At 70.0% G+C, this 24,441-nt stretch carries 19 protein-coding genes and 2 tRNA genes; 9 read left to right on the top strand and 12 right to left on the bottom strand.

Annotated features, from left to right (window positions below; translation table 11 throughout):
* Positions 1 to 66 precede the first annotated feature (66 nt).
* Positions 67 to 1,518: a penicillin-binding transpeptidase domain-containing protein gene (locus ABZ840_RS12715; protein WP_361557669.1), complete on the bottom strand. Its 1,452-nt coding sequence runs from the start codon at positions 1,516 to 1,518 to the stop codon at positions 67 to 69.
* 221 nt (positions 1,519 to 1,739) lie between these two features.
* Positions 1,740 to 4,373 carry a valine--tRNA ligase gene (locus ABZ840_RS12720; RefSeq protein ID WP_361557672.1) on the bottom strand — a complete coding sequence of 878 codons (2,634 nt, stop codon included), beginning with the start codon at positions 4,371 to 4,373 and terminating at the stop codon, positions 1,740 to 1,742.
* Between the two features lie 140 nt (positions 4,374 to 4,513).
* Between ABZ840_RS12720 and ABZ840_RS12725 the strand changes: the two genes are divergently transcribed.
* The gene (locus ABZ840_RS12725) at positions 4,514 to 5,488 is read left to right on the top strand and encodes a hypothetical protein (protein ID WP_361557675.1); all 975 of its coding nucleotides are present in this window, start codon (positions 4,514 to 4,516) and stop codon (positions 5,486 to 5,488) included.
* A gap of 111 nt (positions 5,489 to 5,599) precedes the next feature.
* On the opposite strand, the gene clpX is transcribed toward ABZ840_RS12725, so the two are convergent.
* The 5 genes from clpX to ABZ840_RS12750 all read right to left on the bottom strand — a co-directional run bounded on the left by clpX (position 5,600) and on the right by ABZ840_RS12750 (position 10,499).
* Positions 5,600 to 6,889: an ATP-dependent Clp protease ATP-binding subunit ClpX gene (clpX, locus tag ABZ840_RS12730; protein ID WP_052866896.1), complete on the bottom strand. Its 1,290-nt coding sequence runs from the start codon at positions 6,887 to 6,889 to the stop codon at positions 5,600 to 5,602.
* Positions 6,890 to 7,064: 175 nt separating this feature from the next.
* A complete protein-coding gene (locus tag ABZ840_RS12735) occupies positions 7,065 to 7,757 on the bottom strand; it encodes an ATP-dependent Clp protease proteolytic subunit (protein WP_030614811.1) in 693 nt (230 codons plus the stop codon).
* Positions 7,758 to 7,824: 67 nt separating this feature from the next.
* On the bottom strand, positions 7,825 to 8,427 hold the full coding sequence (locus ABZ840_RS12740; RefSeq protein WP_030614813.1) for an ATP-dependent Clp protease proteolytic subunit: 603 nt from the start codon (positions 8,425 to 8,427) through the stop codon (positions 7,825 to 7,827).
* A 344-nt stretch (positions 8,428 to 8,771) separates the two neighbouring features.
* Positions 8,772 to 10,178: a trigger factor gene (gene tig, locus ABZ840_RS12745; RefSeq protein ID WP_361557678.1), complete on the bottom strand. Its 1,407-nt coding sequence runs from the start codon at positions 10,176 to 10,178 to the stop codon at positions 8,772 to 8,774.
* Between the two features lie 244 nt (positions 10,179 to 10,422).
* Positions 10,423 to 10,499: transfer RNA gene (locus tag ABZ840_RS12750), tRNA-Pro, on the bottom strand.
* Positions 10,500 to 10,637: 138 nt separating this feature from the next.
* Here ABZ840_RS12750 and ABZ840_RS12755 point away from each other — a divergent pair.
* A tRNA-Gly gene (locus tag ABZ840_RS12755) sits at positions 10,638 to 10,711 on the top strand.
* A gap of 85 nt (positions 10,712 to 10,796) precedes the next feature.
* On the top strand, positions 10,797 to 11,165 hold the full coding sequence (locus ABZ840_RS12760) for an arsenate reductase family protein (RefSeq protein WP_361557681.1): 369 nt from the start codon (positions 10,797 to 10,799) through the stop codon (positions 11,163 to 11,165).
* A gap of 129 nt (positions 11,166 to 11,294) precedes the next feature.
* Here ABZ840_RS12760 and ABZ840_RS12765 read toward each other — a convergent pair whose 3' ends face one another.
* Positions 11,295 to 11,489, bottom strand: coding sequence for a hypothetical protein (locus ABZ840_RS12765; RefSeq protein ID WP_361557684.1), 195 nt, complete (start codon positions 11,487 to 11,489; stop codon positions 11,295 to 11,297).
* 547 nt (positions 11,490 to 12,036) lie between these two features.
* Here ABZ840_RS12765 and ABZ840_RS12770 point away from each other — a divergent pair.
* Both ABZ840_RS12770 and ABZ840_RS12775 read left to right on the top strand, forming a co-directional pair.
* Positions 12,037 to 13,224 carry an acyltransferase family protein gene (locus ABZ840_RS12770; RefSeq protein ID WP_361557687.1) on the top strand — a complete coding sequence of 396 codons (1,188 nt, stop codon included), beginning with the start codon at positions 12,037 to 12,039 and terminating at the stop codon, positions 13,222 to 13,224.
* A gap of 274 nt (positions 13,225 to 13,498) precedes the next feature.
* Complete coding sequence (locus ABZ840_RS12775; RefSeq protein ID WP_361557690.1) at positions 13,499 to 14,686, top strand: cation:proton antiporter; 1,188 nt, start codon at positions 13,499 to 13,501, stop codon at positions 14,684 to 14,686.
* A gap of 60 nt (positions 14,687 to 14,746) precedes the next feature.
* On the opposite strand, the gene ABZ840_RS12780 is transcribed toward ABZ840_RS12775, so the two are convergent.
* Positions 14,747 to 15,889: a PP2C family protein-serine/threonine phosphatase gene (locus tag ABZ840_RS12780; RefSeq protein WP_361557693.1), complete on the bottom strand. Its 1,143-nt coding sequence runs from the start codon at positions 15,887 to 15,889 to the stop codon at positions 14,747 to 14,749.
* A gap of 127 nt (positions 15,890 to 16,016) precedes the next feature.
* Between ABZ840_RS12780 and ABZ840_RS12785 the strand changes: the two genes are divergently transcribed.
* Positions 16,017 to 17,246 (top strand): GNAT family N-acetyltransferase, encoded by a 1,230-nt coding sequence (locus tag ABZ840_RS12785; protein ID WP_361557695.1) that lies wholly within the window; start codon positions 16,017 to 16,019, stop codon positions 17,244 to 17,246.
* A 140-nt stretch (positions 17,247 to 17,386) separates the two neighbouring features.
* Here ABZ840_RS12785 and ABZ840_RS12790 read toward each other — a convergent pair whose 3' ends face one another.
* Together ABZ840_RS12790 and ABZ840_RS12795 are read right to left on the bottom strand one after the other, a co-directional pair.
* Complete coding sequence (locus tag ABZ840_RS12790; RefSeq protein ID WP_361557698.1) at positions 17,387 to 18,196, bottom strand: DNA-formamidopyrimidine glycosylase family protein; 810 nt, start codon at positions 18,194 to 18,196, stop codon at positions 17,387 to 17,389.
* A gap of 24 nt (positions 18,197 to 18,220) precedes the next feature.
* Complete coding sequence (locus tag ABZ840_RS12795; protein WP_361557701.1) at positions 18,221 to 18,709, bottom strand: ribose-5-phosphate isomerase; 489 nt, start codon at positions 18,707 to 18,709, stop codon at positions 18,221 to 18,223.
* A 214-nt stretch (positions 18,710 to 18,923) separates the two neighbouring features.
* On the opposite strand from ABZ840_RS12795, the gene ABZ840_RS12800 reads away from it, so the two are divergent.
* The gene (locus tag ABZ840_RS12800; RefSeq protein ID WP_361557704.1) at positions 18,924 to 20,339 is read left to right on the top strand and encodes an amino acid permease; all 1,416 of its coding nucleotides are present in this window, start codon (positions 18,924 to 18,926) and stop codon (positions 20,337 to 20,339) included.
* Positions 20,340 to 20,419: 80 nt separating this feature from the next.
* Here ABZ840_RS12800 and ABZ840_RS12805 read toward each other — a convergent pair whose 3' ends face one another.
* Positions 20,420 to 21,019, bottom strand: coding sequence for a biotin transporter BioY (locus ABZ840_RS12805; RefSeq protein ID WP_361557707.1), 600 nt, complete (start codon positions 21,017 to 21,019; stop codon positions 20,420 to 20,422).
* 279 nt (positions 21,020 to 21,298) lie between these two features.
* Here ABZ840_RS12805 and ABZ840_RS12810 point away from each other — a divergent pair, with 279 nt between their 5' ends.
* On the top strand, positions 21,299 to 22,720 hold the full coding sequence (locus tag ABZ840_RS12810) for an amino acid permease (RefSeq protein WP_361557710.1): 1,422 nt from the start codon (positions 21,299 to 21,301) through the stop codon (positions 22,718 to 22,720).
* Between the two features lie 177 nt (positions 22,721 to 22,897).
* Positions 22,898 to 24,322 (top strand): amino acid permease, encoded by a 1,425-nt coding sequence (locus tag ABZ840_RS12815; RefSeq protein ID WP_361557713.1) that lies wholly within the window; start codon positions 22,898 to 22,900, stop codon positions 24,320 to 24,322.
* The last annotated feature ends 119 nt before the right edge of the window (positions 24,323 to 24,441 follow it).

A 24,441-nucleotide genomic window follows, 5' to 3' on the forward strand; every position in this document is an offset into this window, starting at 1 on the left:
GGGGGACGTCACGTCCAGGGCTTCGCCCCCCGGATCATTTCTTGAGCAGCTCACTTCTTGAGCAGCTCACTTCTTGAGCGCCGCCTCCATCATCGCCTTGGCGACCGGTCCGGCCAGGCCGCCGCCGGAGATTTCGTTGCGGGCGGCGTCGCTGTCCTCGACGACGGAGGCGACGGCGACCTGGTGGCCCTGAGCGTCCTCGGCGTAGGAGACGAACCAGGCGTACGGGGTGCCGCTGTTGTCGACGCCGTGCTGGGCGGTGCCGGTCTTGCCGCCGACGGTGAGTCCGTCGATCTTGGCGCCGGAGCCGGTGCCCTTCTCGACGACGGTCTGCATGGCGGACTGGAGTTGTTCGGCGTTCTCCTGGGACATCGCGGTCCGGTACGTCTTCGGGCCGTACTCCTGGACGGTGTTGCCGCCGCCGTCGGTGATCTTGTCGACCTCGTGCGGGGTCTTCAGGTCGCCGTCGTTGGCGATGGCGGAGACGACCATGGCCATCTGCAGCGGGGTGGCCTGGTCGTCGAACTGGCCGATGCCGGAGAGGGCGGTCTGCGCGGAGTCCATGCCGGAGGGGTAGATGCTCTTGCCCGCGCGGACGGGTACGTCGATCTTGGCGTCGTTGAAGCCGAACTTCTCGGCCTGTGCCTTGACCTTCTTCTCGCCGAGGTCGGCGGCCAGCTTGCCGAAGACGTTGTTGCAGGAGTACTGGAGCGCGGTGCGGATCGTGGCGTCCTTGCAGGGCGCGGCGGGGTTCTCGTTGGTGAGGTCGGTGCGGGTGTCGGGGAGCCGGTAGGGGTTGGGGCTGTCGGTGCGTTCGTCGACGGAGGAGTAGAGGCCGTTCTCCAGTGCGGCCGCGGCGACGACGAGCTTGAAGGTGGAGCCGGGCGGATAGGTCTGGCGGAGCGCGCGGTTGAGGTGCGGCTGGGACTTGTCGCCGGTGAGGGCGGCCCATGCCTTCTGGTCGGAGCCGGACTGGCCGGCGAACTTGCCGGGGTCGTAGGAGGGGGTGGAGACCATGCCGAGGATGCGGCCGGTGGCCGGGTCGAGGGCGACGGCGGCTCCGGTCTTGTTGCCGAGCGCCTTGTAGCCGGCCTTCTGGATCCTGGTGTCGAGGGTGGTGGCCACGTCGCCGCCCTTGGCGCGTTCGCGGGAGACGAGGTTCTCCGGGGACTGGAGCCGGGTGTCGGAGCCGTCCAGTACGTCGCCGTAGAGGGCTTCGAGCTGGGTGGAGCCGTAGATCTGGGAGGAGTAGCCGGTGAGGGGCGCGTACAGCGGGCCGTCGGTGTAGGTCCGCTTGTAGGCGAGGGGGCCGTCGGTCCGTGCGGAGCCGGTGACCGGGCGGCCGTCGACGAGGATGTTGCCCAGCGGGCGGGAGTACTTCTGGATGGTGACCCGCGGATTGTGCTCGTCGTCCGCGAGGGAGTCCGCCTTGGCGCCCTGGATCCAGGTGACCCAGCCCATCAGGGCGAGGACCAGGGCGATGCAGAAGACGGAGACGCGTCGCAGGGGTTTGTTCATGACCCCCAGCGTCACTCCGCTCGATGAGAGGCGGATGAGAAAACCGTACGCAAATATCGACAATCGGCACACTGTGCGCCACTCGTCGGCGACGTGAGGCCGCGTCGTGCCACTCGCCGGCAACGCGAGGCACCGGGACAGCATGCGTGCCGCTCGTCGGCGATGCGCGAGGCCCCCGTCCCTTTTGCAAGGGGCCGGGGGCCTCGGTTCGAGCGGTGGGGTTACGCCTTCGGCAGGCGCTCCAGCTGGGCGGTGATGCGGACGATGTCCGCCTCGGCGGTCTCCAGCCGGGTGCGGATCTTGTCCACGACCTTCTCGGGGGCCTTGGCGAGGAACGCCTCGTTGCCGAGCTTGGCGGTCGCCTGCGCCTTCTCCTTCTCGGCCGCGGCGAGGTCCTTGGCCAGGCGCTTGCGCTCGGCCTCGACGTCGATCGTGCCGGAGAGGTCCAGCGCGACGGTCGCCCCGGCCACCGGCAGCGACGCGGTGGCGGCGAAGTCCTCGCCGGCGGGCTGCAGGCGGAGCAGCGAACGCATCGCGGCCTCGTGCGCCGCGAGCTCCGTGCCGGCCAGGTCCAGCTGCGCCGGGACCCGCTGGCCGGGCTGGAGGCCCTGGTCGGAGCGGAAGCGGCGGACCTCGGTGACGACCTGCTGGACCGTCTCGATCTCCTTCTCGGCGCTCGGGTCGCGGAAGCCGCTGTCCGAGGGCCAGTCGGCGATGACGACGGACTCCTTGCCGGTGAGCGTGGTCCAGAGCGTTTCGGTGACGAAGGGCACGACCGGGTGGAGGAGGCGCAGGGTAACGTCCAGGACCTCGCCGAGGACGCGGGCCGAGACCTTGGCGCCCTCGCCGCCCGCCATGAAGGTGGTCTTGGACAGTTCGACGTACCAGTCGAAGACCTCGTCCCACGCGAAGTGGTAGAGGGCGTCGGAGAGCTTGGCGAACTGGTAGTCCTCGTAGTACGCGTCGACCTCGGCGACCACCGAGTTCAGGCGGGAGAGGATCCAGCGGTCGGTGGCGGACATCGCGGCGGCGTCCGGCAGCGGGCCCTCGACCGTGGCGCCGTTCATCAGCGCGAAGCGGGTGGCGTTCCAGATCTTGTTGGCGAAGTTCCGGGACGCCTGGACCCAGTCCTCGCCGATCGGCACGTCGACGCCCGGGTTCGCGCCGCGCGCCAGGGTGAAGCGCAGGGCGTCGGAGCCGTACTTGTCCATCCAGTCGAGCGGGTTGACGACGTTGCCGAAGGACTTCGACATCTTCTTGCCGTTCTCGTCCCGGACCATGCCGTGGAACGCGATCGTGCGGAAGGGGACGTCGTCCATGGCGTACAGGCCGAACATCATCATCCGGGCGACCCAGAAGAACATCAGGTCGTAGCCGGTGACCAGGACGGAGTTCGGATAGAACTTCTCCAGCGACTCGGTCCGCTCCGGCCAGCCGAGCGTGGAGAACGGCCACAGGCCCGAGGAGAACCAGGTGTCGAGGACGTCGGTGTCCTGGTGCCAGCCCTCGCCGGTGGGCGCCTCGTCGTCCGGGCCGACGCAGACCATCTGCCCGTCGGGGCCGTGCCAGACGGGGATGCGGTGACCCCACCACAGCTGGCGGGAGATGCACCAGTCGTTGAGGTTGTCGACCCAGTCGAAGTAGCGCTGGGTCATGTCGGCCGGGTGGATGGTGACGCGGCCGTCGCGGACCGCGTCGCCGGCGGCCTTGGCGAGCGTCTCGACCTTGACCCACCACTGCATCGACAGCCGCGGCTCCAGCGTGGTCTTGCAGCGGGAGCAGTGTCCGACGGAGTGCACGTACGGGCGCTTCTCGGCGACGATCCGGCCGTCGGCACGCAGGGCGGCGACGATCGCGGCACGGGCCTCGAAGCGGTCCAGGCCCTGGAAGGGGCCGGGGGTGGTGATGACGCCGCGCTCGTCCAGGACCTGGATGGTCTCCAGGTCGTGGCGCTGCCCGATGGCGAAGTCGTTCGGGTCGTGGGCGGGCGTGACCTTGACGGCGCCGGTGCCGAACTCGGGGTCGACGTGCGCGTCGGCGACGACCGGGATGGTGCGGTCGGTCAGCGGCAGCTTGATCCGCTTGCCGATGAGGTGCGCGTACCGCTCGTCCTCGGGGTGGACGGCGACGGCGGTGTCGCCGAGCATCGTCTCGGCGCGGGTGGTGGCGACGACGATCGTCTCGTCGCCCTCGCCGTACTTCATGGAGACGAGCTCGCCGTCGTCGTCCTGGTAGTCGACCTCGATGTCGGAGATGGCCGTCAGACAGCGCGGGCACCAGTTGATGATGCGCTCGGCGCGGTAGATCAGGCCGTCGTCGTACATCTTCTTGAAGACGTTCTGGACGGCCTTGGACAGGCCCTCGTCCATGGTGAAGCGGTCGCGGGACCAGGCCAGGCCCTCGCCGAGGCGGCTCATCTGCCCGGCGATCTGCCCGCCGGACTCGGCCTTCCACTGCCAGACCCGCTCGACGAACGCCTCGCGGCCCAGGTCGTGGCGGGACTTGCCCTCCTTGGCGAGCTCGCGCTCGACGACGTTCTGGGTGGCGATGCCGGCGTGGTCCATGCCCGGCTGCCACAGCGTCTCGTACCCCTGCATCCGCTTGCGGCGGGTCAGGGCGTCGATCAGCGTGTGCTCGAAGGCGTGGCCGAGGTGGAGGGAGCCCGTGACGTTCGGCGGGGGGATCACGATCGTGTACGGAGGCTTCTCGCTCTTGGCGTCGGCCTCGAAGTAACCGCGCTCTACCCAGCGCTCGTACAGCGGCCCCTCTACGTCGGCCGGCGCGTACTGGGTCGGCAGTTCGGTGGGGGTGCTGTTCGGCCCGGCAAGGGGGCTCTGGTGAGTCGTCTCGGTCACGTCGCTCAGTGTACGGGCGCGGATGTAGCAGTCTCGAATCGGTTTGGCCCCCGGGGCACCGGTGGTGTCCGGAGTCGTACAGGATGTGAGCAACGCATAAAGCTCTCCGTTGTTCTGTTGTCACGAGGGGAAACCGCTCCATGAGTTACAACCAGCCGCCACCCGGCCCGTACGGGCAGCCCCCGCAGCAGGGCCCGTACGGGCAGCCGCAGCAGCCGCAGGGCCCGCAGCCGGGCTACGGCTACCCGCAGCAGGGCGGCCCGGTGCCCCCGCAGCAGGGTTACGGCGGTCAGCCCCAGGCGCCGTACGGCCAGCCTCCGCAGCAGCCGTACGGACAGCCGCAGCAGCCCTACGGTCAGCCGCAGGCGCCGTACGGCCAGCAGCAGGCCCCCTACGGGCAGCAGCCCGGCCAGTTCCCGCAGCAGGCCCCGTACGGCCAGCAGCAGCCGCAGTACGGCCAGGTGCCGCCGCCCCAGCCGGAGAGCGGCGGTGGCGGCAACGGCAAGAAGATCGCGCTGATCATCGGCGCGGTCGTGGTCGTGGGCGCGATCGCGGGCGGTGCCATCGCGGTCTTCGGCGGGGGCGGCGGCCTGGAGAACGACGGTCCGCACAAGCTCTCGACGCCGGGCCGGGCGGCGGGCTACTCGCTGGTGCCGGGCTCGGGCCGGACCTCCGCCGGCAAGGACGGCATGTCCAAGAACCTGCCGATGAAGGACCCGACGTCGGTGCAGGGCGTCTACTCCCCCGGCGCGAACCCGAAGAACGGCCTGGTGCTGCAGGGCTCGTACGGGACGATGACCGACCCCGGCACCGCGCTGGACGCCTTCTTCCTGTACATGCAGAAGCAGACCGTGAAGAACGGCAGTGACGCCGATCTGGTCGGCACGCCCGAGGAGTTCACCCCCGAGGGCGCCGAGGGCGCGCTGGTGAAGTGCCAGATGGCGAAGGCCAAGGACCCGAAGCCGGGCGAGGTCGCCGAGCTGCCGATCTGCGCCTGGGCGGACTACAGCACCTTCGCCGTCGTCATGCCGGGCGAGAAGAACACGGCGCGTGAGCTGGACTCCGCCGCCGATCTGCTCGGCAAGGTCCGCAAGGACGTCCGCGTCAAGAAGTGACCTCGCGGGTCACACCCCCGGAGCGGTGACACGAGAAGGGGGCTCCCGGCGTCTGCCGGGAGCCCCCTTCTCACGTGCGGGTACGGGCCGGGCGGCCCGTACGGATGCGGACTACGCGCTCTTCTCGTGGTGCTCGCCCGACTCGCCGCCGCGGTTGCGCGGGACGAGCGTGGGGTTCACGTTCGACTGAACGACGTCCTCGGTGATGACGACGCGGGCCACGTCCTTGCGGGACGGCACCTCGTACATCACCGACTGGAGGACCTCCTCCATGATGGCGCGCAGGCCACGGGCGCCCGTGCCGCGCAGGATCGCCTGGTCGGCGATGGCCTCCAGCGCCGGACGGTCGAAGTCCAGCTCGACCCCGTCCAGTTCGAAGAGGCGCTGGTACTGCTTCACGAGCGCGTTCTTGGGCTCCATCAGGATCTGGAGGAGCGCCTCACGGTCGAGGTTGTGGACCGAGGTGATCACGGGGAGGCGGCCGATGAACTCGGGGATCATCCCGAACTTCACCAGGTCCTCCGGCATGACCTCCTGGAACTGGTCCTTGGACTCGATCTCGCGCTTGGAGCGGATCGTCGCGCCGAAGCCGATGCCCTTGGCGCCGGCCCGGGACTCGATGATCTTCTCCAGGCCCGCGAACGCGCCGCCCACGATGAACAGCACGTTCGTCGTGTCGATCTGGATGAATTCCTGGTGCGGGTGCTTGCGGCCGCCCTGCGGCGGGACCGAGGCGGTGGTGCCCTCCAGGATCTTCAGCAGCGCCTGCTGGACGCCCTCGCCGGAGACATCGCGGGTGATCGAGGGGTTCTCGCTCTTGCGGGCGACCTTGTCGATCTCGTCGATGTAGATGATGCCCGTCTCGGCCTTCTTGACGTCGTAGTCGGCGGCCTGGATGAGCTTGAGGAGGATGTTCTCCACGTCCTCGCCGACGTACCCCGCCTCCGTCAGCGCCGTCGCGTCGGCGATGGCGAACGGGACGTTGAGCATCCGGGCGAGCGTCTGCGCGAGCAGCGTCTTGCCGGAGCCGGTCGGGCCGAGCAGCAGGATGTTCGACTTGGACAGCTCGATGCCCTCGTCGTTGCCGCGCGCGCCGCCGTTCTCGCCGGCCTGGACCCGTTTGTAGTGGTTGTAGACAGCTACCGAGAGTGCCTTCTTCGCGGCCTCCTGGCCTACGACGTAGCCCTCCAGGAACTCGTAGATCTCCCGGGGCTTGGGCAACTCCTCCCAGCGCACCTCGGAGGTCTCGGCGAGCTCCTCCTCGATGATTTCGTTGCAGAGGTCGATGCACTCGTCGCAGATATACACACCAGGACCCGCGATGAGCTTCTTCACCTGCTTCTGGCTCTTCCCGCAGAACGAGCACTTGAGCAGGTCGCCGCCGTCACCGATGCGTGCCACGAGGTGCTTCCCCTTCGCCTGGGATCCGCTTTGCTCCTACGGACCCGGGTGCTTGCCTAATCGACGGTACCTTGCCGGGCCCCCGCTGCGGGCCCCCCTTGAACCGACTCGGCCGACTCGGTCCAAGGGGGAGCCACTCCGGCTCAAGTCGCGACCAGCGCGATCAATCGACCGGTCAAACGGAAACGGAACTCTTCCGGGTCGACACGATCTGGTCCACAAGACCGTACGCGAGGGACTCCTCGGCCGTCAGGATCTTGTCGCGCTCGATGTCGTCGCGGATCTTCTCGATCGGCGTGGTGGAGTGCTTGGCGAGCAGCTCCTCCAGCTGGGTCCGCATGCGCAGGATCTCGTTGGCGGCGATCTCCAGGTCGGAGACCTGACCGCGGCCCGTCTCGCTGTACGGCTGGTGGATCAGCACGCGGGCGTTGGGCAGCGCCATCCGCTTGCCGGGGGTGCCGGCGGCGAGCAGCACGGCCGCGGCGGACGCCGCCTGGCCCATGCAGACCGTCTGGATGTCCGGCTTCACGAACTGCATCGTGTCGTAGATCGCGGTGAGCGCCGTGAAGGAGCCGCCGGGCGAGTTGATGTAGATGGAGATGTCGCGGTCGGGGTCCATCGACTCCAGGCACAGCAGCTGCGCCATGACGTCGTTGGCCGAGGCGTCGTCGATCTGCACGCCGAGGAAGATCACGCGCTCCTCGAAGAGCTTCGCGTACGGGTCGTACTCGCGCACGCCCTGCGAGGTGCGCTCCACGAAACGCGGAACGATGTAACGCGACTCGGCCTGCGGGCCGGTGTACTGCGACTGGCCGGCGGATTCGGACATGGTCCGCTCGTACAGGCCGCTGCCGGGGAAGTTGTTCATCTGGGTGTTCACCGTCCTGGTGGCGATCAAGTGGGCTGGGTCGGCTGGGGGTGAGTCTCCGGCGCGGTCAGGCGCCGGTGCCGCCCCCGCCCGGGACGCCGGCGGCGGAGCCCATGACGTCGTCGATGAGGCCGTACTCCTTGGCCTCGTCGGCGGAGAACCAGCGGTCGCGGTCGGAGTCGCGGGTGATCTGCTCGACGGTCTGGCCGGTGTGGAAGGCGGTCAGCTCCGCCATCCGCTTCTTGGTGTGCAGCAGCCGCTCGGCGTGGATCTTGATGTCCGACGCGGAGCCCGCCAGGCCCGCGGAGGGCTGGTGGATCAGGATCTCGGCGTTCGGCAGCGCGAAGCGCTTGCCGGGGGTGCCGGCGCTCAGCAGGAACTGGCCCATGGAGGCGGCCAGGCCCATGGCGATGGTGACCACGTCGTTCTTGATGTACTGCATGGTGTCGTAGATCGCCATGCCGGCCGTGATCGAGCCACCGGGAGAGTTGATGTAGAGGAAGATGTCCTTGTCCGGCTCCGCGGCCAGGAGGAGCAGCTGCGCGGTGATCTTGTTGGCGATGTCGTCGTCGACCGGCTGGCCGAGGAAGATGATCCGCTCGCCGAGCAGCCGGTTGTAGACCTGGTCGCCGAGGCCACCGAAGGTCGGCTCAGCGGCGGCGGAAGGCATCGGGATCGTCACGTGTCCACCTGCTCGTTGTCGGACGGCTTCGAGGACCGTCTCAGCGTCGTCTTCTGGGGCGCGGGACCCGGCGCCTCGTCGGCGCCCCCGGCGCGGTGTCGGAAAGTCCCCTGCCCACGTATCTACGGACCCTAACGCGCTGGTCGGCGGGCGCCATCCCGCATTGAGAACTGTTCGCTCTGAGCGCAGGTGCCCGGGGCGCTCCCGGGGCCGGCGGGAAGCGCGGATACACGACGGGCCCGGACACGCGGGTGCGTGTCCGGGCCCGTCGTCAGCGTGCTGTGCGGCCTGGTGCGGCCGCGGTCCCGGCCCTGGTGGGCCGGGCTGCGGACTCAGGCCTTGGTCTCGTCCTCGGCCTGCTCGTCCTTGGCCTCGGCGGCCTCGGCGGTGGCGTTCTCCACGGCCTCGACGGTCTCGGCGGTCTCGTCCTCGTCGTCCAGGTCGACGACCTCACCGTTGGTGTCCTTGACGGTGGCGGCCTCGACGACGACCGCGAGGGCCTTGCCGCGGGCGACCTCGCCGACGAGCATCGGCACCTGGCCACCCTCGACGACGGCCTGCGCGAACTGGTCGGGGGACATGCCGGAGGACTGCGCGCGGCGCATGAGGTGCTCGGTGAGCTCCTCCTGGCTGACGTTCAGCTTCTCCTTGTTGACCAGCTCGTCGAGGACGAACTGGGTACGGATGCCCTTCTCGGCCTGCTCCTTGGTCTCGGCGTCGAACTCTTCCTCGGTCTTGCCCTGGAACTCCAGGTACTTGGCGAGGTCGAGGCCCATCTGGCCGAGCTGGTGGTTCACGAGGTTGTGCTTGCGGGTCTCGATCTCGTCCGCGAGCAGCTTCTCGGGGATCGGGACCTCGACGAGCTTCAGCAGCTCCTCGAGGACCTTCTCCTGGGCCTGGGTGGCCTGGTCGTACTTCTTCGTCTGCGCGAGGCGCTTGCGGCTGTCGTCCTTGAGCTCGTCGAGAGTGTCGAACTCGCTGGCCAGCTGCGCGAAGTCGTCGTCCAGCGCGGGCAGTTCCTTGGCCTTGACCTCGGTCACCTTGACCGAGACCTCGGCCTCCTTGCCCGCGGCGGAGCCGCCCTTGAGCTCGGAGGTGAAGGTGGCCTCGCCACCGGCCTCCAGGCCCTTGACGGCGTCGTCGATGCCGTCGAGCAGCTCGCCCGAGCCGATGGTGTAGCTGACGCCCTCGGCGACGCCGTCCTCCAGGACCTCGCCGTCGACCTTGGCCTGCAGGTCGATCGTCACGACGTCGCCCTCGGCGGCGGCGCGCTCCACGGCGGAGGTGGAGGCGAAGCGCTCACGGAGCTGCTCGACCGCGTTGTCGACGTCCTCGTCCGACACCTCGACGGCGTCGACCTCGACCTCGATACCGGAGTAGTCCGGGATCTCCAGGGCCGGGCGGATGTCCACCTCGGCGGTGAAGGCCAGCAGCTCGCCGTCCTTCAGCTCGGTGATGTCGACCTCGGGCTGGCCGAGGACGTTGAGCTCACCCTCGTTGACCGCCTCGGTGTAGAACTTCGGGAGCGCGTCGTTGACGGCCTCCTCCAGCACCGCACCGCGGCCGAACCGCTGGTCGATCACGCGGGCCGGGATCTTGCCCTGGCGGAAGCCCTTCACCGTGACCTGCTGGTTGATCTTCTTGTACGCCGCGTCGAGGCTGGGCTTGAGCTCCTCGAAGGGCACCTCGACAGTGAGCCGAACCCGGGTCGGGTTCAGGGTCTCCACGGCGCTCTTCACGGTTCGGTCTCCTTGGGGCTGACTTCTGGGGTTCTGCTGGAAGATCCCCCGGCCTTCGATGACGCTCGCGGCGTATCGGGCCCGGCGGATCGCGCCCGGGAGACCCGAAAAAGAGGCACACGGACGCGCAGCTTGCATAGTAACCGCAAGCACGACGCGCCCCACAATGCGATCTTGACAACACCCGTCCGTGCAGGCCGGGCGGTGGTTGATGCGATCATGGGGATGGCTGAAAGCCACATGATGGTCGGGGTGGCCGGATTCGAACCGACGACCTTCCGCTCCCAAAGCGGACGCGCTACCAAGCTGCGCCACACCCCGTCGGTGCGACACGTAGGGTACATGCCCGCAGGCCATGCGGCTGCCAGATATCCGAGGGACGAGTGGGGTGTGCGGCGGACGGCCCCGACCCGCTACGATGCTCATCGTGCCGGAGCCGCTCCACGGTCCCCGGCGCATGCGGGCGTAGCTCAATGGTAGAGCCCTAGTCTTCCAAACTAGCTACGCGGGTTCGATTCCCGTCGCCCGCTCCACGACAGGAGGCCCGGTCGCGCGCAGGACGGCGCGGCCGGGCCTTCTGCGTATCCCGGGTACGTGCCGGCTGGCTAGGGTGCGGGCATGGAGATCTGGGTGAACCCCGCGTGTTCGAAGTGCCGGTCCGCTGTGCAGCTGCTGGACGAGGAGGGCGCGCAGTACACCGTGCGCCGCTACCTGGAGGACCCGCCGAGCGCGGCGGAGCTGCGGGCGGTACTGGACCGCCTGGGACTGGAGCCGTGGGACATCACGCGCACCCAGGAGGCCGCGGCGAAGGAGCTGGGCCTGAAGGACTGGGAGCGGACGGCGGACGCCCGGGAGCGCTGGATCGAGGCGCTGGCCGCGCACCCGAAGCTGATCCAGCGGCCGATCATCACCGCGGACGACGGCAGTGCCGTGGTGGGCCGCAGCGAGGAGTCCGTACGGGACGCACTGACCCGCGGCCAGGAGTGAGGCGCGGGCGGTGAAGCGAGCGGCGCCGGGCCGCGGGGAGCCGGTCCGGTGCCTTGTTCGCGCTGCTCGAAGGCGGTTCGTCCGCTGATCGAAAGCGGTGTGTCCGCTGATCGAAACGATTCGCGCCCGTCAGAAGCTGATGTTGTTGATGGTGTCAGCGACCGAGGCGAAGAAACGGTTCACGGACGGGGCTATGCCGGTGGCCGCGAGGAAGAAGCCGAAGAGAACGGCGACGAGCGCGGGCCCCCACTTCAGCGACTTGTTGCGGAGCAGCACGATCAGAATGATCGCCAACAGCACCACCACAGACAGGGAAAGTTCCACAACTGATCACACCCTTGGTCGGAACGCCACACCGGCCCTGGAAGCATGCAGCCGTGCATACCCCCGCCGGCACCCATCGTGCCACCAACTGTCTTCCCGGTGGAGATGAGTGACGAATCATCGGCCAAGGCTTTACGCACTTCGGGGCGGCCACGTCTTCCGGACAGCTCTGCCCACCGGCCCGCGCCAGGTAATTGAACGAGGCGGTTCCGGCCGCCGATTCGGCCTGATCATTTCCGTCGGCCGACACCGGGTGCGACGGGTATACCCACTTCACGCGCGGTAATTCGAATTCCGGAAAGCCGTTCCCGTGAGAAGCGCCACGCGAGCGGAACGTCACACAGCGGGACATTCCCTCCGGGCCACCCCCGAGGCATATGGACCGCTAAAGCGGGATGTTCCCCCATAGAACGGGCATGAATGGGCCCGGCCGGAGAACGGCCGGATCTTCCCGCCTGCCCGCGATCTCCGCGGGTAGCAGCAGAAATACCCGAGCGCCAAGAAGACGGTTTTACGCAATCTCCGGTCCCCCACTAAGGTGCCTCAGATGTTCCACGGCGACCAGCGAAGTCCGCTCCCCCCGGCCAAGGAAACGCCCGCCGCAGCCGCGCCTGCCGAGAAGCCACCGGGCTCCCCCGCGGCGCCGGCCGGCTCCGTCCTGACGGAGTCCGCACCGGCCGCGCCGGAGAAGCCGAAGAAGAAGGAGCGCGACCCCTTCTTCGACAACGCGAAGTACCTGGCGATCGTGCTCGTGGCCATGGGCCACGTCTGGGAGCCGCTGACGGACGGCAGCCGTGCCGCCGAGGCGCTCTACATGGTCGTCTACACCTTCCACATGCCGGCGTTCATCATCGTCTCCGGCTACTTCTCGCGCAGCTTCGACATGCGCAAGGACCGGCTGCAGCGACTGATCACCGGCGTCGCCGTGCCGTACGTGCTCTTCGAGGTGGCGTACAGCCTCTTCAAGCGCTGGGCCGACGACGACCCGGGCCACCCGATCAGCCTGCTGGACCCGTGGTTCCTGACCTGGTTCCTGGTCGCGCTGTTCGTCTGGCGGCTGACCACGCCGCTGTGGAAGATCGTGCGCTGGCCCGTCCCGCTGGCCCTGGCCATCGCGATGCTGGCCTCCATCTCGCCGGACATCGGCGACGACCTGGACCTCCAGCGGGTCCTGCAGTTCCTGCCGTTCTTCGTCATCGGGCTCTTCATGAAGCCCGAGCACTTCCAGTGGGCGCAGCGCCGGTCGGTGAAGTGGGCCTCGCTGCCGATCTTCGCCACCGCGGTGGTGACGGCGTACTGGGCGGCGCCCCGGATGACGTCGGCGTGGTTCTACCACCGCGACAGCGCGCAGGAGCTGGGCGCGCCGTGGTGGTCCGGGCTGGTCATGACGCTGGCCATGTTCGGCTGCTCGGCGGTGCTGGTGACCTGCTTCTTCGCGTGGGTGCCGAAGCGGCGTACGTGGTTCACGGTGCTGGGCGCCGGCACGCTGTACGGCTACCTGCTGCACGGCTTCCTGGCGAAGGGCTCGCGCTTCTGGGGCTGGTTCGACGACTACCAGTGGCTGCACACGCCGCTGGGCGAGATCGCGGTGACGGTGATCGCGGCCGTGGTGGTCACCGCGCTGTGCACGCCGCCGGTGCAGCGGGCCTTCCGCTGGGCGATGGAGCCGAAGATGAACTGGGCGTTCAAGCGGGACCCGGCCGACACGGCGCGGGCGCGCGGCACGGCGGTGTAGCCGGCACCCGGCGGGCAGGGAGCGTCCCGCCCGGGTGCGGACCGTCAGGGCGCGGGAGCGGCAGCGGTGCCGCCCCGCGCCTTTCGCGTTTCCGGCGCCATGGCGCGGGCCCGGCGATCAGGGGTGGAGGAAGCCCCGACGAAGCAGGCCGGACCCCCTTCAGAGATCGTTTGGTAAACTAATTACATACGCTCTTTTGACTATCCCTTGACTCTTGCCCGAGCCCCACCCGAACCCTGGAGGAGCCATCGGACACGCGGAGACCCTTCTCGCCATGGGCGGTGCCTTCCTGGCCGCCGCCGTCCTCGCCCGCCTCGGCGGCCGCATCGGCCTGCCGACCATTCCCCTCTTCATCCTGGCCGGCATCCTGCTCGGCCCGAACACCCCCGGTTACGTCCTCGTCTCCGATCCGCACGATCTGGAGATGCTCTCGCTGCTCGGCCTGGTACTGCTGCTCTTCTACCTGGGCCTCGAATTCCACATGGACGACCTCAAGACCGGCGGCCGCAAGATGGCGCTGGCCGGCGGCGCGTACCTCGCGCTGAACGTCGGCGCGGGCCTCGGCTTCGGCTTCGCGCTGGGGTGGGGCACCTCGGAGGCGCTGGTGCTGGCCGGTGTGCTCGGCATCTCGTCCTCGGCCATCGTCACCAAGGTCCTGGTGGACCTGGGCCGGCTCGGCAATCCCGAGACCCGGCCGATCCTCGGCATCATCGTGGTCGAGGACATCTTCCTCGCCCTCTACCTGGCCGCCCTGCAGCCCGTGATCTCCGGTGCCGACTCGATGGCCTCCGCCGCGGTCGACGCCGGCAAGGCCTTCGGCTTCCTGCTGCTGCTCGCCGCGGCGGCCCGCTGGGGCACCAAGCTGGTCGGCCGGCTGATCGCCACCCGCGACAACGAACTCCTCGTGATCTCCTTCCTCGGCGCCGCCGTGCTGGTGGCCGGTATTTCGGAGGTGTTCGGGGTCGCCGACGCGATCGGCGCGTTCATGGTCGGCCTGATGCTCGGCAGCACCAGCTCCGGCGAGCGCATACGCGAGCTGGTGCATCCGCTGCGGGACGCCTTCGGCGCGATCTTCTTCTTCGCCTTCGGCCTGTCCATCGACCCGGGTGACATGCCCACCGTGCTCTGGCCGGTGCTGATCGCGGTGGCCGTGACGCTCCTGATGAACGTCCTCGCCGGGCTCGTCGCCGCCCGCATCTACCGCTTCGGGACGCGGCCCGCGGCCAATATCGCGACCTCGCTGCTGGCCCGCGGCGAGTTCGCGCTGATCCTCGCGACGATGGCCGCGACGGCCGGCCTGGACGACCGGCTGTCGCCGTTCATCGCCGGGTACGTCCTGATCCTCGCGGTACTGGGCCCGCTGGCGGCGGGGCGCGCCGGCTGGCTGGCGCGGATCCTGCCGGGGCGCGCGGCACCGCGTACGGAGAAACCGGCGGAGGCCGAGCCGGTGGCGGCCGGGTAGGTAGGTCGCCCGACACGGGCGCGGGCCCGACCGGGTCCGCGCCGTACGCGGCGTGAGCGGTCAGTCCCGGCTGATCAGCAGGAGCGCGCGGTCGTCGTGCACGTCCTTGGCGACCGCCTCGATCAGATGCCAGGCGGCACCGGTGAAGCCGGCGGTCACATAGCGGTCGGCCTCACCGGTCAGGCGGTCGATGCCCTCGGCGATGTCCCGGTCGGAGGCCTCGACCAGCCCGTCGGTGAAGAGCATCAGCACGTCGCCCGGGCGCAGCGTGCCCTTGATCGGGTCGAACTGGGCGCCGTCCATGATGCCCAGCAGCGGCCCCTCGGCCGCCTTCTCCTCCCAGCGGCCGCTGCCCGCGCTCAGCTGGAGGGCGGGCGGGTGCCCGGCGGAGAACAGCTCGTAGTCCCCGGACTCCAGGTCCAGTACGAGGTGGATGGCGGTCGCGAAGCCCTCGCTCCAGTCCTGGCGGAGCAGGTAGCCGTTGGCCGCGGGCAGGAAGCCGTGCGGCGGCAGCGAGCCGAGCAGGCCGCCGAACGCGCCCGACAGCAGCAGCGCCCGGGAGGCGGCGTCCATGCCCTTGCCGGAGACGTCGGTGAGGACGACCTCCAGGATGTGGCCGCCGTGGGTGCGCGAGGCGACGACGAAGTCGCCGGAGAAGGACTGGCCGCCGGCCGGCCGCAGCGACATCTCGCGGTGCCAGCCGCGCGGCAGCTGCGGCAGCGCGCTCTGGACCCGGATGCGCTCGCGCAGGTCGAAGAGCATCGTGCCGCCGCGCCGCCACGGCACGCCCACGCGGCTGCGGAACTGCGCGATCAGCAGCCCGAAGAGGCCCACCGCCGCGACCACCAGGACCGTGCCGGGCGTGATCCGGTCCGGGCCCCGCTCGTACGGGCCGAGCGCCGCGGCCTCGACGATCAGCGCCACCGCCGCGGTGCCGTACAGGGCCAGCAGGCTGGAGGGGCGCAGCAGCAGGCCGCCCGCGACGATCGGGAGGACCAGGGCGGTGGGCGCGAACCAGTCGGGGCGCCAGATGGTGCAGGCCGCGAGGAGCGGCACGGAGATCAGCAGGGCCACCAGCGCGACCCAGTCGGAGCCGTCGCCGCGGAAGTAGTCGACCATGGCCTTGCGCACGCCGATGCGAACCCGGTGCATCGCCTTGCGCACCCGGGCCGTCAGGGTCTCCGCTGCCGCGCCGCTCGCCATTTGCCCGTGACCATATCCACCCCTTTGGCGGCGCGTCGATTCGCGGCACGCCGCCCGCGGCAATTGCCAGGAAAACGTGTTCGAAATCCAGTCGCGTCCGCGAGCCGGAGCCTGCTACGCATGACGTATGACGACACAGGTACGGACATTGCGGGCAGCCGAGTGGGACGGCTGGTACGCCAAGTTGGAGCGGGCGTTCGGCGGGGTTCCCGAGTCCTCCGAGGAGCGCGGGCTCTTCCGGGACCTCACCGAGGTGGACCGGTCGCTCGGCGTGTGGGACGGGACCGAAGTCGTGGGCACGGCCGGGGCGTTCAGCTTCCGGGTGACCGTGCCGGGCGGGGCGTCGGCCCCCGCGGCCGGCGTGACGATGGTCAGCGTGCAGGCGACGCACCGGCGGCGCGGACTGCTGACCGAAATGATGCGGCATCAGCTCGACGACGTACGCCGCCGTGCGGAGCCGCTCGCCATTCTGACTGCGTCCGAACCGGTGATCTACGGCCGGTTCGGATACGGCGTGGCCACCCGCCAGGCCACGCTGCAGGTGGAGACGGAGCGGGTCGCGCTGACGCTCCCGGAGGGCACGGACGACGTACGCCTGCGGATCGTGCCGCCCGCCGAGGCGGTGGCCGACTGCGAACGGGTGTACGCGCGGCTCGTCGCCGGCCGCCCCGGTATGCTCGCCCGGCAGCCGGGCTGGGAGCGGCTGCCGGTGCTGGACCCGCCCGGCGACCGGGAGGGCTCGGGGGAACTGCTGTGCGTGCTGGCGGAGGTCGCCGGCGAGGTGCGGGGGTACGCGCGGTACGCGGTCAAGCCGGAGTGGGGCGGGAGCGGCCCGGAGGGCACGGTGCAGCTGCGCGACATGGAAGCGCTGGACCCGGTCGTCCGTGCGGCGCTCTGGCGCTACCTGCTCTCCATCGACCTGACCTCCAGCCTGGTGTCCCACAACCGCCCGCTCGACGACCCGCTGCTGCACATGGTCTCCGACCTGCGCCGGTGCGGAGTGCGGGTGCGGGAGGGGCTGTTCCTGCGTCCCGTGGAGGTGGGCGCGGCGCTGGCGGGGCGCACGTACGCGGCGCCGGTGGACGTCGTCCTCGACGTCCGGGACGCCTTCTGCCCGTGGAACGAGGGGCGGTGGCGGCTGTCCGGTGACGCGAAGGGCGCGTCCTGCGAGCGGACCACGGACGCGGCCGACCTGGCGCTGTCCGTGCGGGAGCTGGGCGCGGCGTACCTCGGGGACACCCCGCTGAGCGCGCTGGCGGCGGCGGGCCGCGTGACGGAGCTCCGCTCGGGCGCGCTGTCCGAGGCCTCGGCGGCCTTCGGCTCGGACATCACGCCTTGGCTGCCGCACGGGTTCTGACGTCCTGAGCTGCGCCCGGCAGGGCGCAGCTCAGGGGCGCGGGGTCCCCCAGCCAACGCTGGGCGGTGCCCCCAGCGCGACCGGCCACGACGGCGCGGCAGCCGGGCGGCGGTCCGGTGGGGCAGCACGTGGCCGCTCCGTCAGGCCCCCTGGCAGGCAGGGCACCAGAACAGATTGCGTCCACCGAGCCCCGTCGTTTGGATGTCTGCCCCGCAGACATGGCAAGGCTGCTGCGCGCGGCGGTAGACGTACACCTCGCCGCCGTGGTCGTCGACGCGCGGCGGCCGGCCCATGGCCTCGGGCTCGTGTTCGGGCCGCACGGTGTCGATGCGGTTGTTGCGGACGCCCTCACGCATGAGGACGACCAGGTCCGACCAGATCGCGTCCCATTCCGAACGCCGCAGATCGCGGCCGAGGCGGTACGGGTCGATTCCGTGTCGGAAGAGGACCTCGGCGCGGTAGACATTGCCGACGCCGGCGATGACCTTCTGGTCCATCAGCAGCGCGGCCACGCTCGTCCGACTGCGCGAGATCCGCCGCCAGGCCTGCTCCCCGTCGTCCTCCGCACGCAGCGGGTCCGGGCCGAGCCGGTCGTGTATCGCCTGCTTGTCGGCGTCCGTGAGCAGCGCGCAGGCGGTGGGTCCGCGCAGGTCGGCGTAGTGCCCGTCGTTCAGCAGCCGCAGCCGCACCGTGTCGGTGGGCGGCGGCGCCGGCGTCGTGCCGAAGCCGAGCTTGCCGAAGAGGCCGAGGTGGACATGGACCCAGCCGGCGCCGTCGAAGCCCAGGAAGAGGTGCTTTCCGTGTGCCTCGGCGGCCGCCAGTACCTGTCCGTCGACCAGCGCGGCGCCGTCGGCGAACTTGCCCTGCGGGCTGCTCGCGCGCACAGGCCGGCCGCCGAACCTCTCGAAGTGGTCGGCGGCCAGCCGGTGGATCGTGTGCCCCTCGGGCATCTGCGATCAGTCCTGTCCTGCGGGTCAGCCCTGCTGCGGGTGGTGCGCCGGGATCGGGGGCAGCTCGCCGGTGGTCTCGTACGCCGAGAGCATCTCGATCCGGCGGGTGTGCCGCTCCTCGTCGCTGTACGGCGTGGCGAGGAAGGCCTCGATGAACTTGGTGGCCTCGTCCTGGCTGTGCATCCGGCCGCCGACGGAGATCACGTTGGCGTTGTTGTGCTCACGCCCGAGCTTGGCGGTCTCCTCGCTCCAGGCCAGCACGGCCCGTACACCCTTGACCTTGTTGGCGGCGATCTGCTCGCCGTTGCCCGAGCCGCCGATCACGACGCCGAGGCTCTGCGGGTCGGCGGCGGTCTTCTCCGCGGCCCGGAGGCAGAACGGCGGGTAGTCGTCCTGGGCGTCGTAGATGTGCGGGCCACAGTCGACGGGCTCGTGGCCATGGGCCTTCAGCCACTCGACGAGGTGGTTCTTCAGTTCGAAACCGGCATGATCGGAGCCGAGGTACACGCGCATGCGATGAGTGTGACACGGCGGGGTGGGGGTAAGTGCCGTTGGGTCTCCCTACGAGTACACCAGGGGAAACTCCCGCGTTACGCCTCGTACATGAGTTCGTCGTACAAACGCACGAAGTCGTTAACGATCCGGATTCGGGGCTTCCCCTCCGAGCACTCCGGAAGTTCTCATCCAGGGGCTCGACACATCCGTGAACCACACAAGGACGGTGCACATGGGCGCGCACCCGCCGACCACGACCGCCGAGCGGACCACCGGTGACCCCGGTGACGACCGCTCCCCGGAGGGCCTGCAGGCAGGACTCAAGAACCGTCATCTCTCGATGATCGCCATCGGCGGAGTCATCGGCGCCGGACTCTTCGTCGGCTCCGGTGCCGGCATCGCGGCCGCCGGCCCCGGCATCCTCATCTCCTACGCGCTGACCGGCCTGCTGGTCGTCCTCGTGATGCGGATGCTCGGCGAGATGGCCGCCGCCTCCCCCACCTCCGGCTCCTTCTCCACCTACGCGGACCGCGCGCTGGGCCGCTGGGCCGGCTTCACCATCGGCTGGCTGTACTGGTTCTTCTGGTCCGTGGTGCTGGCCGTGGAGGCGACCGCGGCGGCCGCCATCCTCACCCACTGGGTCCCGGACGTCCCGCAGTGGGCCTGGGCGCTGCTGGTGATGATCGTGCTGACCGGTACGAACCTGATATCCGTCGGCTCCTTCGGCGAGTTCGAGTTCTGGTTCGCCGGCATCAAGGTCGCCGCGATCGTGATCTTCATCGTGGCGGGCGCGCTGGCGGTCTTCGGACTGCCGCCGGGCGACGAGGCCGTGGGCCTGTCCCACCTCACCGGCGACGGGGGCTTCCTGCCGAACGGGCCGGGCGCGATCCTCTCCGGCATGCTGCTGGTCGTCTTCTCGTTCATGGGCAGCGAGATCGTCACCCTCGCCGCCAGCGAGTCGCCCAACCCGGTGCAGGCCGTCCGCAAGGCCACCAACAGCGTCATCTGGCGAATCGCGATCTTCTACCTGGGCTCCATCGCGGTGATCGTCACCCTGCTGCCGTGGGACGACAAGGCGGTCGAGGCCAGCCCGTACGTCGCCGTCCTGCAGTCGCTGGACATTCCGTACGCGGGCACCGTCATGGACGTCGTCGTCCTCACGGCCGTGCTCTCCTGCCTGAACTCCGGCCTCTACACCGCGTCCCGCATGGCCTTCTCGCTCGGCGAGCGGGGCGACGCGCCGAAGTCCTTCACCCGCGTCAACAAGGGCGGCGTCCCCGCGGTCTCCATCTGGGCCTCGGTCGCCTTCGGCTTCATCGCGGTGATCTTCAGCTACACCTCGAAGGACACGATCTTCCAGTTCCTGCTGAACTCCTCGGGCGCGGTCGCGCTGTTCGTGTGGCTCGTCATCTGCTTCTCGCAGCTGCGGATGCGCCGCACCATCGAGCGGGAGACGCCGGAGCGGCTGACCGTCCGGATGTGGCTGTACCCGTACCTGACGTACGCCACGATCACACTGATCCTCTTCGTCGTCGGCTACATGTTCTACGACAAGGAGGGCCGCCAGCAGATGATCATGTCCGTGCTCGTCGGCCTGCTGGTCCTGGCCATCGGCCTCTACCGCGACCGCCGCAGGTCCCGCGCCTGATCCCTCGGACGGCACCGCGAACGGCACGGGCCCCGCACCCCCGGAAGGGGGGTGCGGGGCCCGCCGCGTTACGGCCGGGGTCAGCCCCGGCGGCCCGCCAGCTTCCAAGCCGCCGGCAGCGCGCCCATCGCGAGCACCGCCTTCAGCGCGTCACCGACCAGGAACGGCACCAGGCCCGCGACGACCGCCTCGCCCATCGACATGCCGGTGGACAGGGCCAGGTACGGCACGCCGATCGCGTAGATCAGGGCCTCGCCGACCAGCATCGTGCCGGCCGTCCGCAGCAGCCCGCGGTCCCCGCCGCGCCGGGCCAGCGCGCCGACGGCCGTCACGGCCAGCAGCATGCCGAGCACGTAGCCGAAGGAGGCGCCGCCCGCACCGGACTGCGCGCCCGCGAACCACGGCATGCCGGCCATGCCGACCAGCGCGTACAGGGCGAGGGAGAGGAAGCCGCGGCCCGCGCCGAGCGAGGCACCGACGAGCAGCGCGGCGAAGGTCTGGCCGGTCACCGGGACCGGGGAGCCCGGAACCGGTACGGCGATCTGGGCGGCGACGCCGGTGAGCGCGGCGCCGCCGATGACCAGCGCGGCGTCGCGGACGCGGGCGCGCGGGGCGGTGACGGCGGGCAGCAGGTCGGCGAGGACGGCGCCCGGGCGGACGGAAGCGGCGGCAAGGCTCATCGGAACTCCGCTGGGTGGGAATCGAACAGGGACGCATCGAACTTAGACCAGTCAAGGCCGGGCGATCATCGTGCGGCGCCGACAAACGCGTCACACCGGGCTTTGGATGCTTCCGCACTCGGCGCACGTCCGCGTCCGGACCGGACGACCGGCGATTTCTCCAGGTCACGTGATGCTCGTCACGGCCGACGGGCCGATCGTGCGGGCATTTTGTGCTAGTGCGGCCCGGCCGGAGACACTGTGGGGTCCCCCCAACGTCTCCTGTGAGAGTACGAGCGCATGCACGACGCACCCCCCACCTCCGGCACCGGCCCGACCGGTGGCGCGGACAGCGGCGAACCCCTGTCCGGCGGACTGAAGCAGCGCCACCTGACGATGCTGGGCCTGGGCGGCGTGATCGGCGCGGGCCTGTTCGTGGGGTCCGGCGCCGGCATCAAGGTGGCGGGTCCGGGCATCGCACTGTCGTATCTGATCGCCGGCGCGCTGGCGATGCTGATCATGCGGATGCTGGGCGAGATGTCCTCGGCGATGCCCGCCTCGGGCGCGTTCTCGGTGCACGCGGAGCGGGCGCTGGGCCGCTGGGCGGGGTTCAGCGTGGGCTGGCTGTACTGGTTCATGCTCGTGGTCGTGCTCGCCGTCGAGGCGACCGGCGCGGCGCAGATCGCCAACGGCTGGGTGCCCGCGGTCCCGCAGTGGGGCTGGGTGCTGATCTTCATGCTGTTCTTCACGGGGGCCAACCTCGCCGCGGTCCGCAACTTCGGCGAGTTCGAGTTCTGGTTCGCCACGCTCAAGGTCGGGGCGATCGTGCTCTTCCTCCTCCTGGGCCTGCTGGCGATCTTCGGGGTGCTGCCGGGGTCCGGCGCGTACGACGGGGACCCGGTGGGTCTTGCGCACCTGACCGGCGACGGCGGCTTCCTGCCCAACGGCTGGTCCGGGGTGGTCTCCGGGGTGCTGGCCGTGGTGTTCGCGTTCGGCGGCCTGGAGGTCGTGACCATCGCGGCGGCGGAGTCCGACGACCCGGCGCGGGCGGTGGGCCGGGCGGTGCGCAGCGCGGTCTGGCGGATCCTCCTCTTCTACGTCGGCTCGATGCTGGTCATCGTCACGCTGCTGCCCTGGTCCTCGATCGAGCCGGGCAAGAGCCCGTACGTCGCGGTGCTGGACCGGCTGGGCGTGCCGGGCGCGGGCCAGATCATGAACGTGGTCGTCTTCGTGGCGCTGCTGTCGGCCCTGAACGCCAACCTCTACGGCTCCTCGCGGATGGTGTTCTCGCTGGCCGAGCGGGGCGAGGCGCCGCGCGGGCTGCTGAAGGTGTCGGGCGGCGGGGTGCCGCGCCGGGCCGTGCTGGCCTCGGTCACCTTCGGCTTCATCTCGGTCCTGCTCAACCTCAAGTGGCCGGATTCGGTCTTCCTGTATCTGCTCAACGCGGTGGGTGCGGTACTGCTCTTCGTCTGGGGCCTGATCGCCGTCTCGCAGCTGCGGCTGCGCCGCCGGATCGAGCGCGAGGCGCCCGAGAAGCTCACCCTCCGTATGTGGGGATTCCCCTGGCTCACGTGGGTGGCGCTGGCCGCCATGGCGGCCGTGATCGTGCTGATGCTCTTCGACGCGGGGGCCCGTCCGCAGTTGCTGTGGTCGGCCGGGGCGACCGCGCTGGTGCTGCTGGTCGCGGGCGGGCGCGAGCTCCGCGACCGGCGCCGCGGGTGAGACGCCGGTCACCCTCTGTCGCTGTCGATCACACCTCGGGCGCGGTCGGTCACGATTCAGTCTGAATATCGAACAACCAGCGCACGAGTGTTGTCCTGAGCGGACACCTTGCTCAAACTGAGCGGGCTCCTCGGATCCGCCTCAGCTCCGCTCTCACATTATGGGACAGGTACGACCATGAATCGGACACCTTCGTCCACCGCGCCCGAGCGCGAGCCGGCCGACCGGGCCGCAGGCGCCGGACCGGACGGCGGCACCTCGCTGTCCAACGGGCTCAAGCAGCGCCACCTTTCGATGATCGCGCTGGGCGGCGTGATCGGCGCCGGCCTCTTCGTCGGCTCCGGCGCCGGCATCGCCGCGGCCGGCCCCTCCATCGTCATCGCGTACGCGATATCCGGCTGCCTGGTCATGCTCGTCATGCGCATGCTGGGCGAGATGGCCGCGGCCAACCCGGCCTCCGGCTCCTTCTCCGTGCACGCCGAGCGGTCCATCGGCCCCTGGGCCGGCTTCACCGCGGGCTGGATGTTCACCGCCCTGCTCTGCGTGGCCGTCGCCGCCGAGGCGCTGGGCGCGGCCGACATCATGGTGGGCTGGTTCCCCGGCACCGAGCCGTGGATGTGGGTCCTCCTCTTCATGGTGATCTTCTGCGCGACCAACCTCGCCGCGGTCGGCAACTTCGGTGAGTTCGAGTTCTGGTTCGCCACCCTCAAGGTCGCCGCGATCGGCATCTTCCTGATCCTCGGCCTGCTCGCCATCTTCGGCGTGCTGCCCGGCACGGACGCGCCCGGCGCCTCGCACCTCACCGGCGACGGCGGCTTCCTGCCCAAGGGCGTGGACGGCCTGATGGTCGGCCTGCTCGCCTCGGTGTTCGCGTACGGCGGGCTGGAGACGGTGACCATCGCGGCCGCCGAGTCCAAGGACCCCGTGCGCGGCGTGGCGCGCGCGGTGCGCACCGCGATGTGGCGCATCGCCCTCTTCTACGTCGGCTCGATGGCGATCATCGTGACCGTCATTCCGTGGAGCGCGCCGGAGATCACCAAGACCGGCCCGTACGTCGCGGTGCTGGACTACCTGAAGATCCCCGCGGCCGGCCAGATCATGAACGTGGTCATCCTGATCGCCCTGCTCTCCGCGATGAACGCCAACATCTACGGCTCCTCCCGGATGGCTTACTCGCTCACCGCCCGCGGCCAGGGCCCGCGCTTCCTGAGCAAGGTGAGCAATGGCGTGCCGCGGCGCGCGGTGCTGCTCTGCTCGGTCTTCGGCTTCTTCACCGTGGTGCTCAGCATCGTGTGGCCGGACACCGTCTTCCAGTGGCTGCTGAACATGGTCGGCGCGGCCGTCCTGGTGGTCTGGGGCTTCATCTCCGTCGCGCAGCTGCGGATGCGCCGCCGGCTGGAGCGGGAGGCGCCGGAGCGGCTGGTCGTGCGGATGTGGGCGTTCCCGTTCCTCACCTGGGTGGCGCTGGCCGGCATCGCGGTGGTGCTGCTGCTGATGCTGCGGGACGAGGCCCAGCGCATCCAGCTGTACTTCACGGGCGGCTTCGCGCTGGCGCTGACCGCGATCGGGCTGGTCCGGCAGAAGCTGGCCGCCCGCGACTGAGCCGCGGCCCCTTTCCTGATCCTGCGAGGCGGGGCGGGACTCCTACCGGAGTGTACCCGGGCCGGGCCGCCCGCACCCGGTCGCCCCACTGCGCGGGCGTCTGGGTGGCGCCGACGTAC

It is taken from the genome of Streptomyces sp. NPDC047117, from assembly GCF_040643545.1.
Classification (GTDB): domain Bacteria; phylum Actinomycetota; class Actinomycetes; order Streptomycetales; family Streptomycetaceae; genus Streptomyces.

What these genes read in the sequence shown, in the direction of transcription:
- ABZ840_RS12795 (WP_361557701.1), bottom strand. Translation starts at nt 18,709, where the DNA reads ATGCGCGTGTACCTCGGCTCCGATCATGCCGGTTTCGAACTGAAGAAC.
- ABZ840_RS12790 (WP_361557698.1), bottom strand. Translation starts at nt 18,196, where the DNA reads ATGCCCGAGGGGCACACGATCCACCGGCTGGCCGCCGACCACTTCGAG.
- ABZ840_RS12715 (WP_361557669.1), bottom strand. Translation starts at nt 1,518, where the DNA reads ATGAACAAACCCCTGCGACGCGTCTCCGTCTTCTGCATCGCCCTGGTC.
- ABZ840_RS12760 (WP_361557681.1), top strand. Translation starts at nt 10,797, where the DNA reads ATGGAGATCTGGGTGAACCCCGCGTGTTCGAAGTGCCGGTCCGCTGTG.
- ABZ840_RS12800 (WP_361557704.1), top strand. Translation starts at nt 18,924, where the DNA reads ATGGGCGCGCACCCGCCGACCACGACCGCCGAGCGGACCACCGGTGAC.
- ABZ840_RS12775 (WP_361557690.1), top strand. Translation starts at nt 13,499, where the DNA reads ATGGGCGGTGCCTTCCTGGCCGCCGCCGTCCTCGCCCGCCTCGGCGGC.
- ABZ840_RS12725 (WP_361557675.1), top strand. Translation starts at nt 4,514, where the DNA reads ATGAGTTACAACCAGCCGCCACCCGGCCCGTACGGGCAGCCCCCGCAG.
- ABZ840_RS12780 (WP_361557693.1), bottom strand. Translation starts at nt 15,889, where the DNA reads ATGGCGAGCGGCGCGGCAGCGGAGACCCTGACGGCCCGGGTGCGCAAG.
- ABZ840_RS12805 (WP_361557707.1), bottom strand. Translation starts at nt 21,019, where the DNA reads ATGAGCCTTGCCGCCGCTTCCGTCCGCCCGGGCGCCGTCCTCGCCGAC.
- ABZ840_RS12740 (WP_030614813.1), bottom strand. Translation starts at nt 8,427, where the DNA reads ATGCCTTCCGCCGCCGCTGAGCCGACCTTCGGTGGCCTCGGCGACCAG.
- ABZ840_RS12815 (WP_361557713.1), top strand. Translation starts at nt 22,898, where the DNA reads ATGAATCGGACACCTTCGTCCACCGCGCCCGAGCGCGAGCCGGCCGAC.
- ABZ840_RS12785 (WP_361557695.1), top strand. Translation starts at nt 16,017, where the DNA reads ATGACGACACAGGTACGGACATTGCGGGCAGCCGAGTGGGACGGCTGG.
- ABZ840_RS12735 (WP_030614811.1), bottom strand. Translation starts at nt 7,757, where the DNA reads ATGAACAACTTCCCCGGCAGCGGCCTGTACGAGCGGACCATGTCCGAA.
- ABZ840_RS12810 (WP_361557710.1), top strand. Translation starts at nt 21,299, where the DNA reads ATGCACGACGCACCCCCCACCTCCGGCACCGGCCCGACCGGTGGCGCG.
- ABZ840_RS12770 (WP_361557687.1), top strand. Translation starts at nt 12,037, where the DNA reads ATGTTCCACGGCGACCAGCGAAGTCCGCTCCCCCCGGCCAAGGAAACG.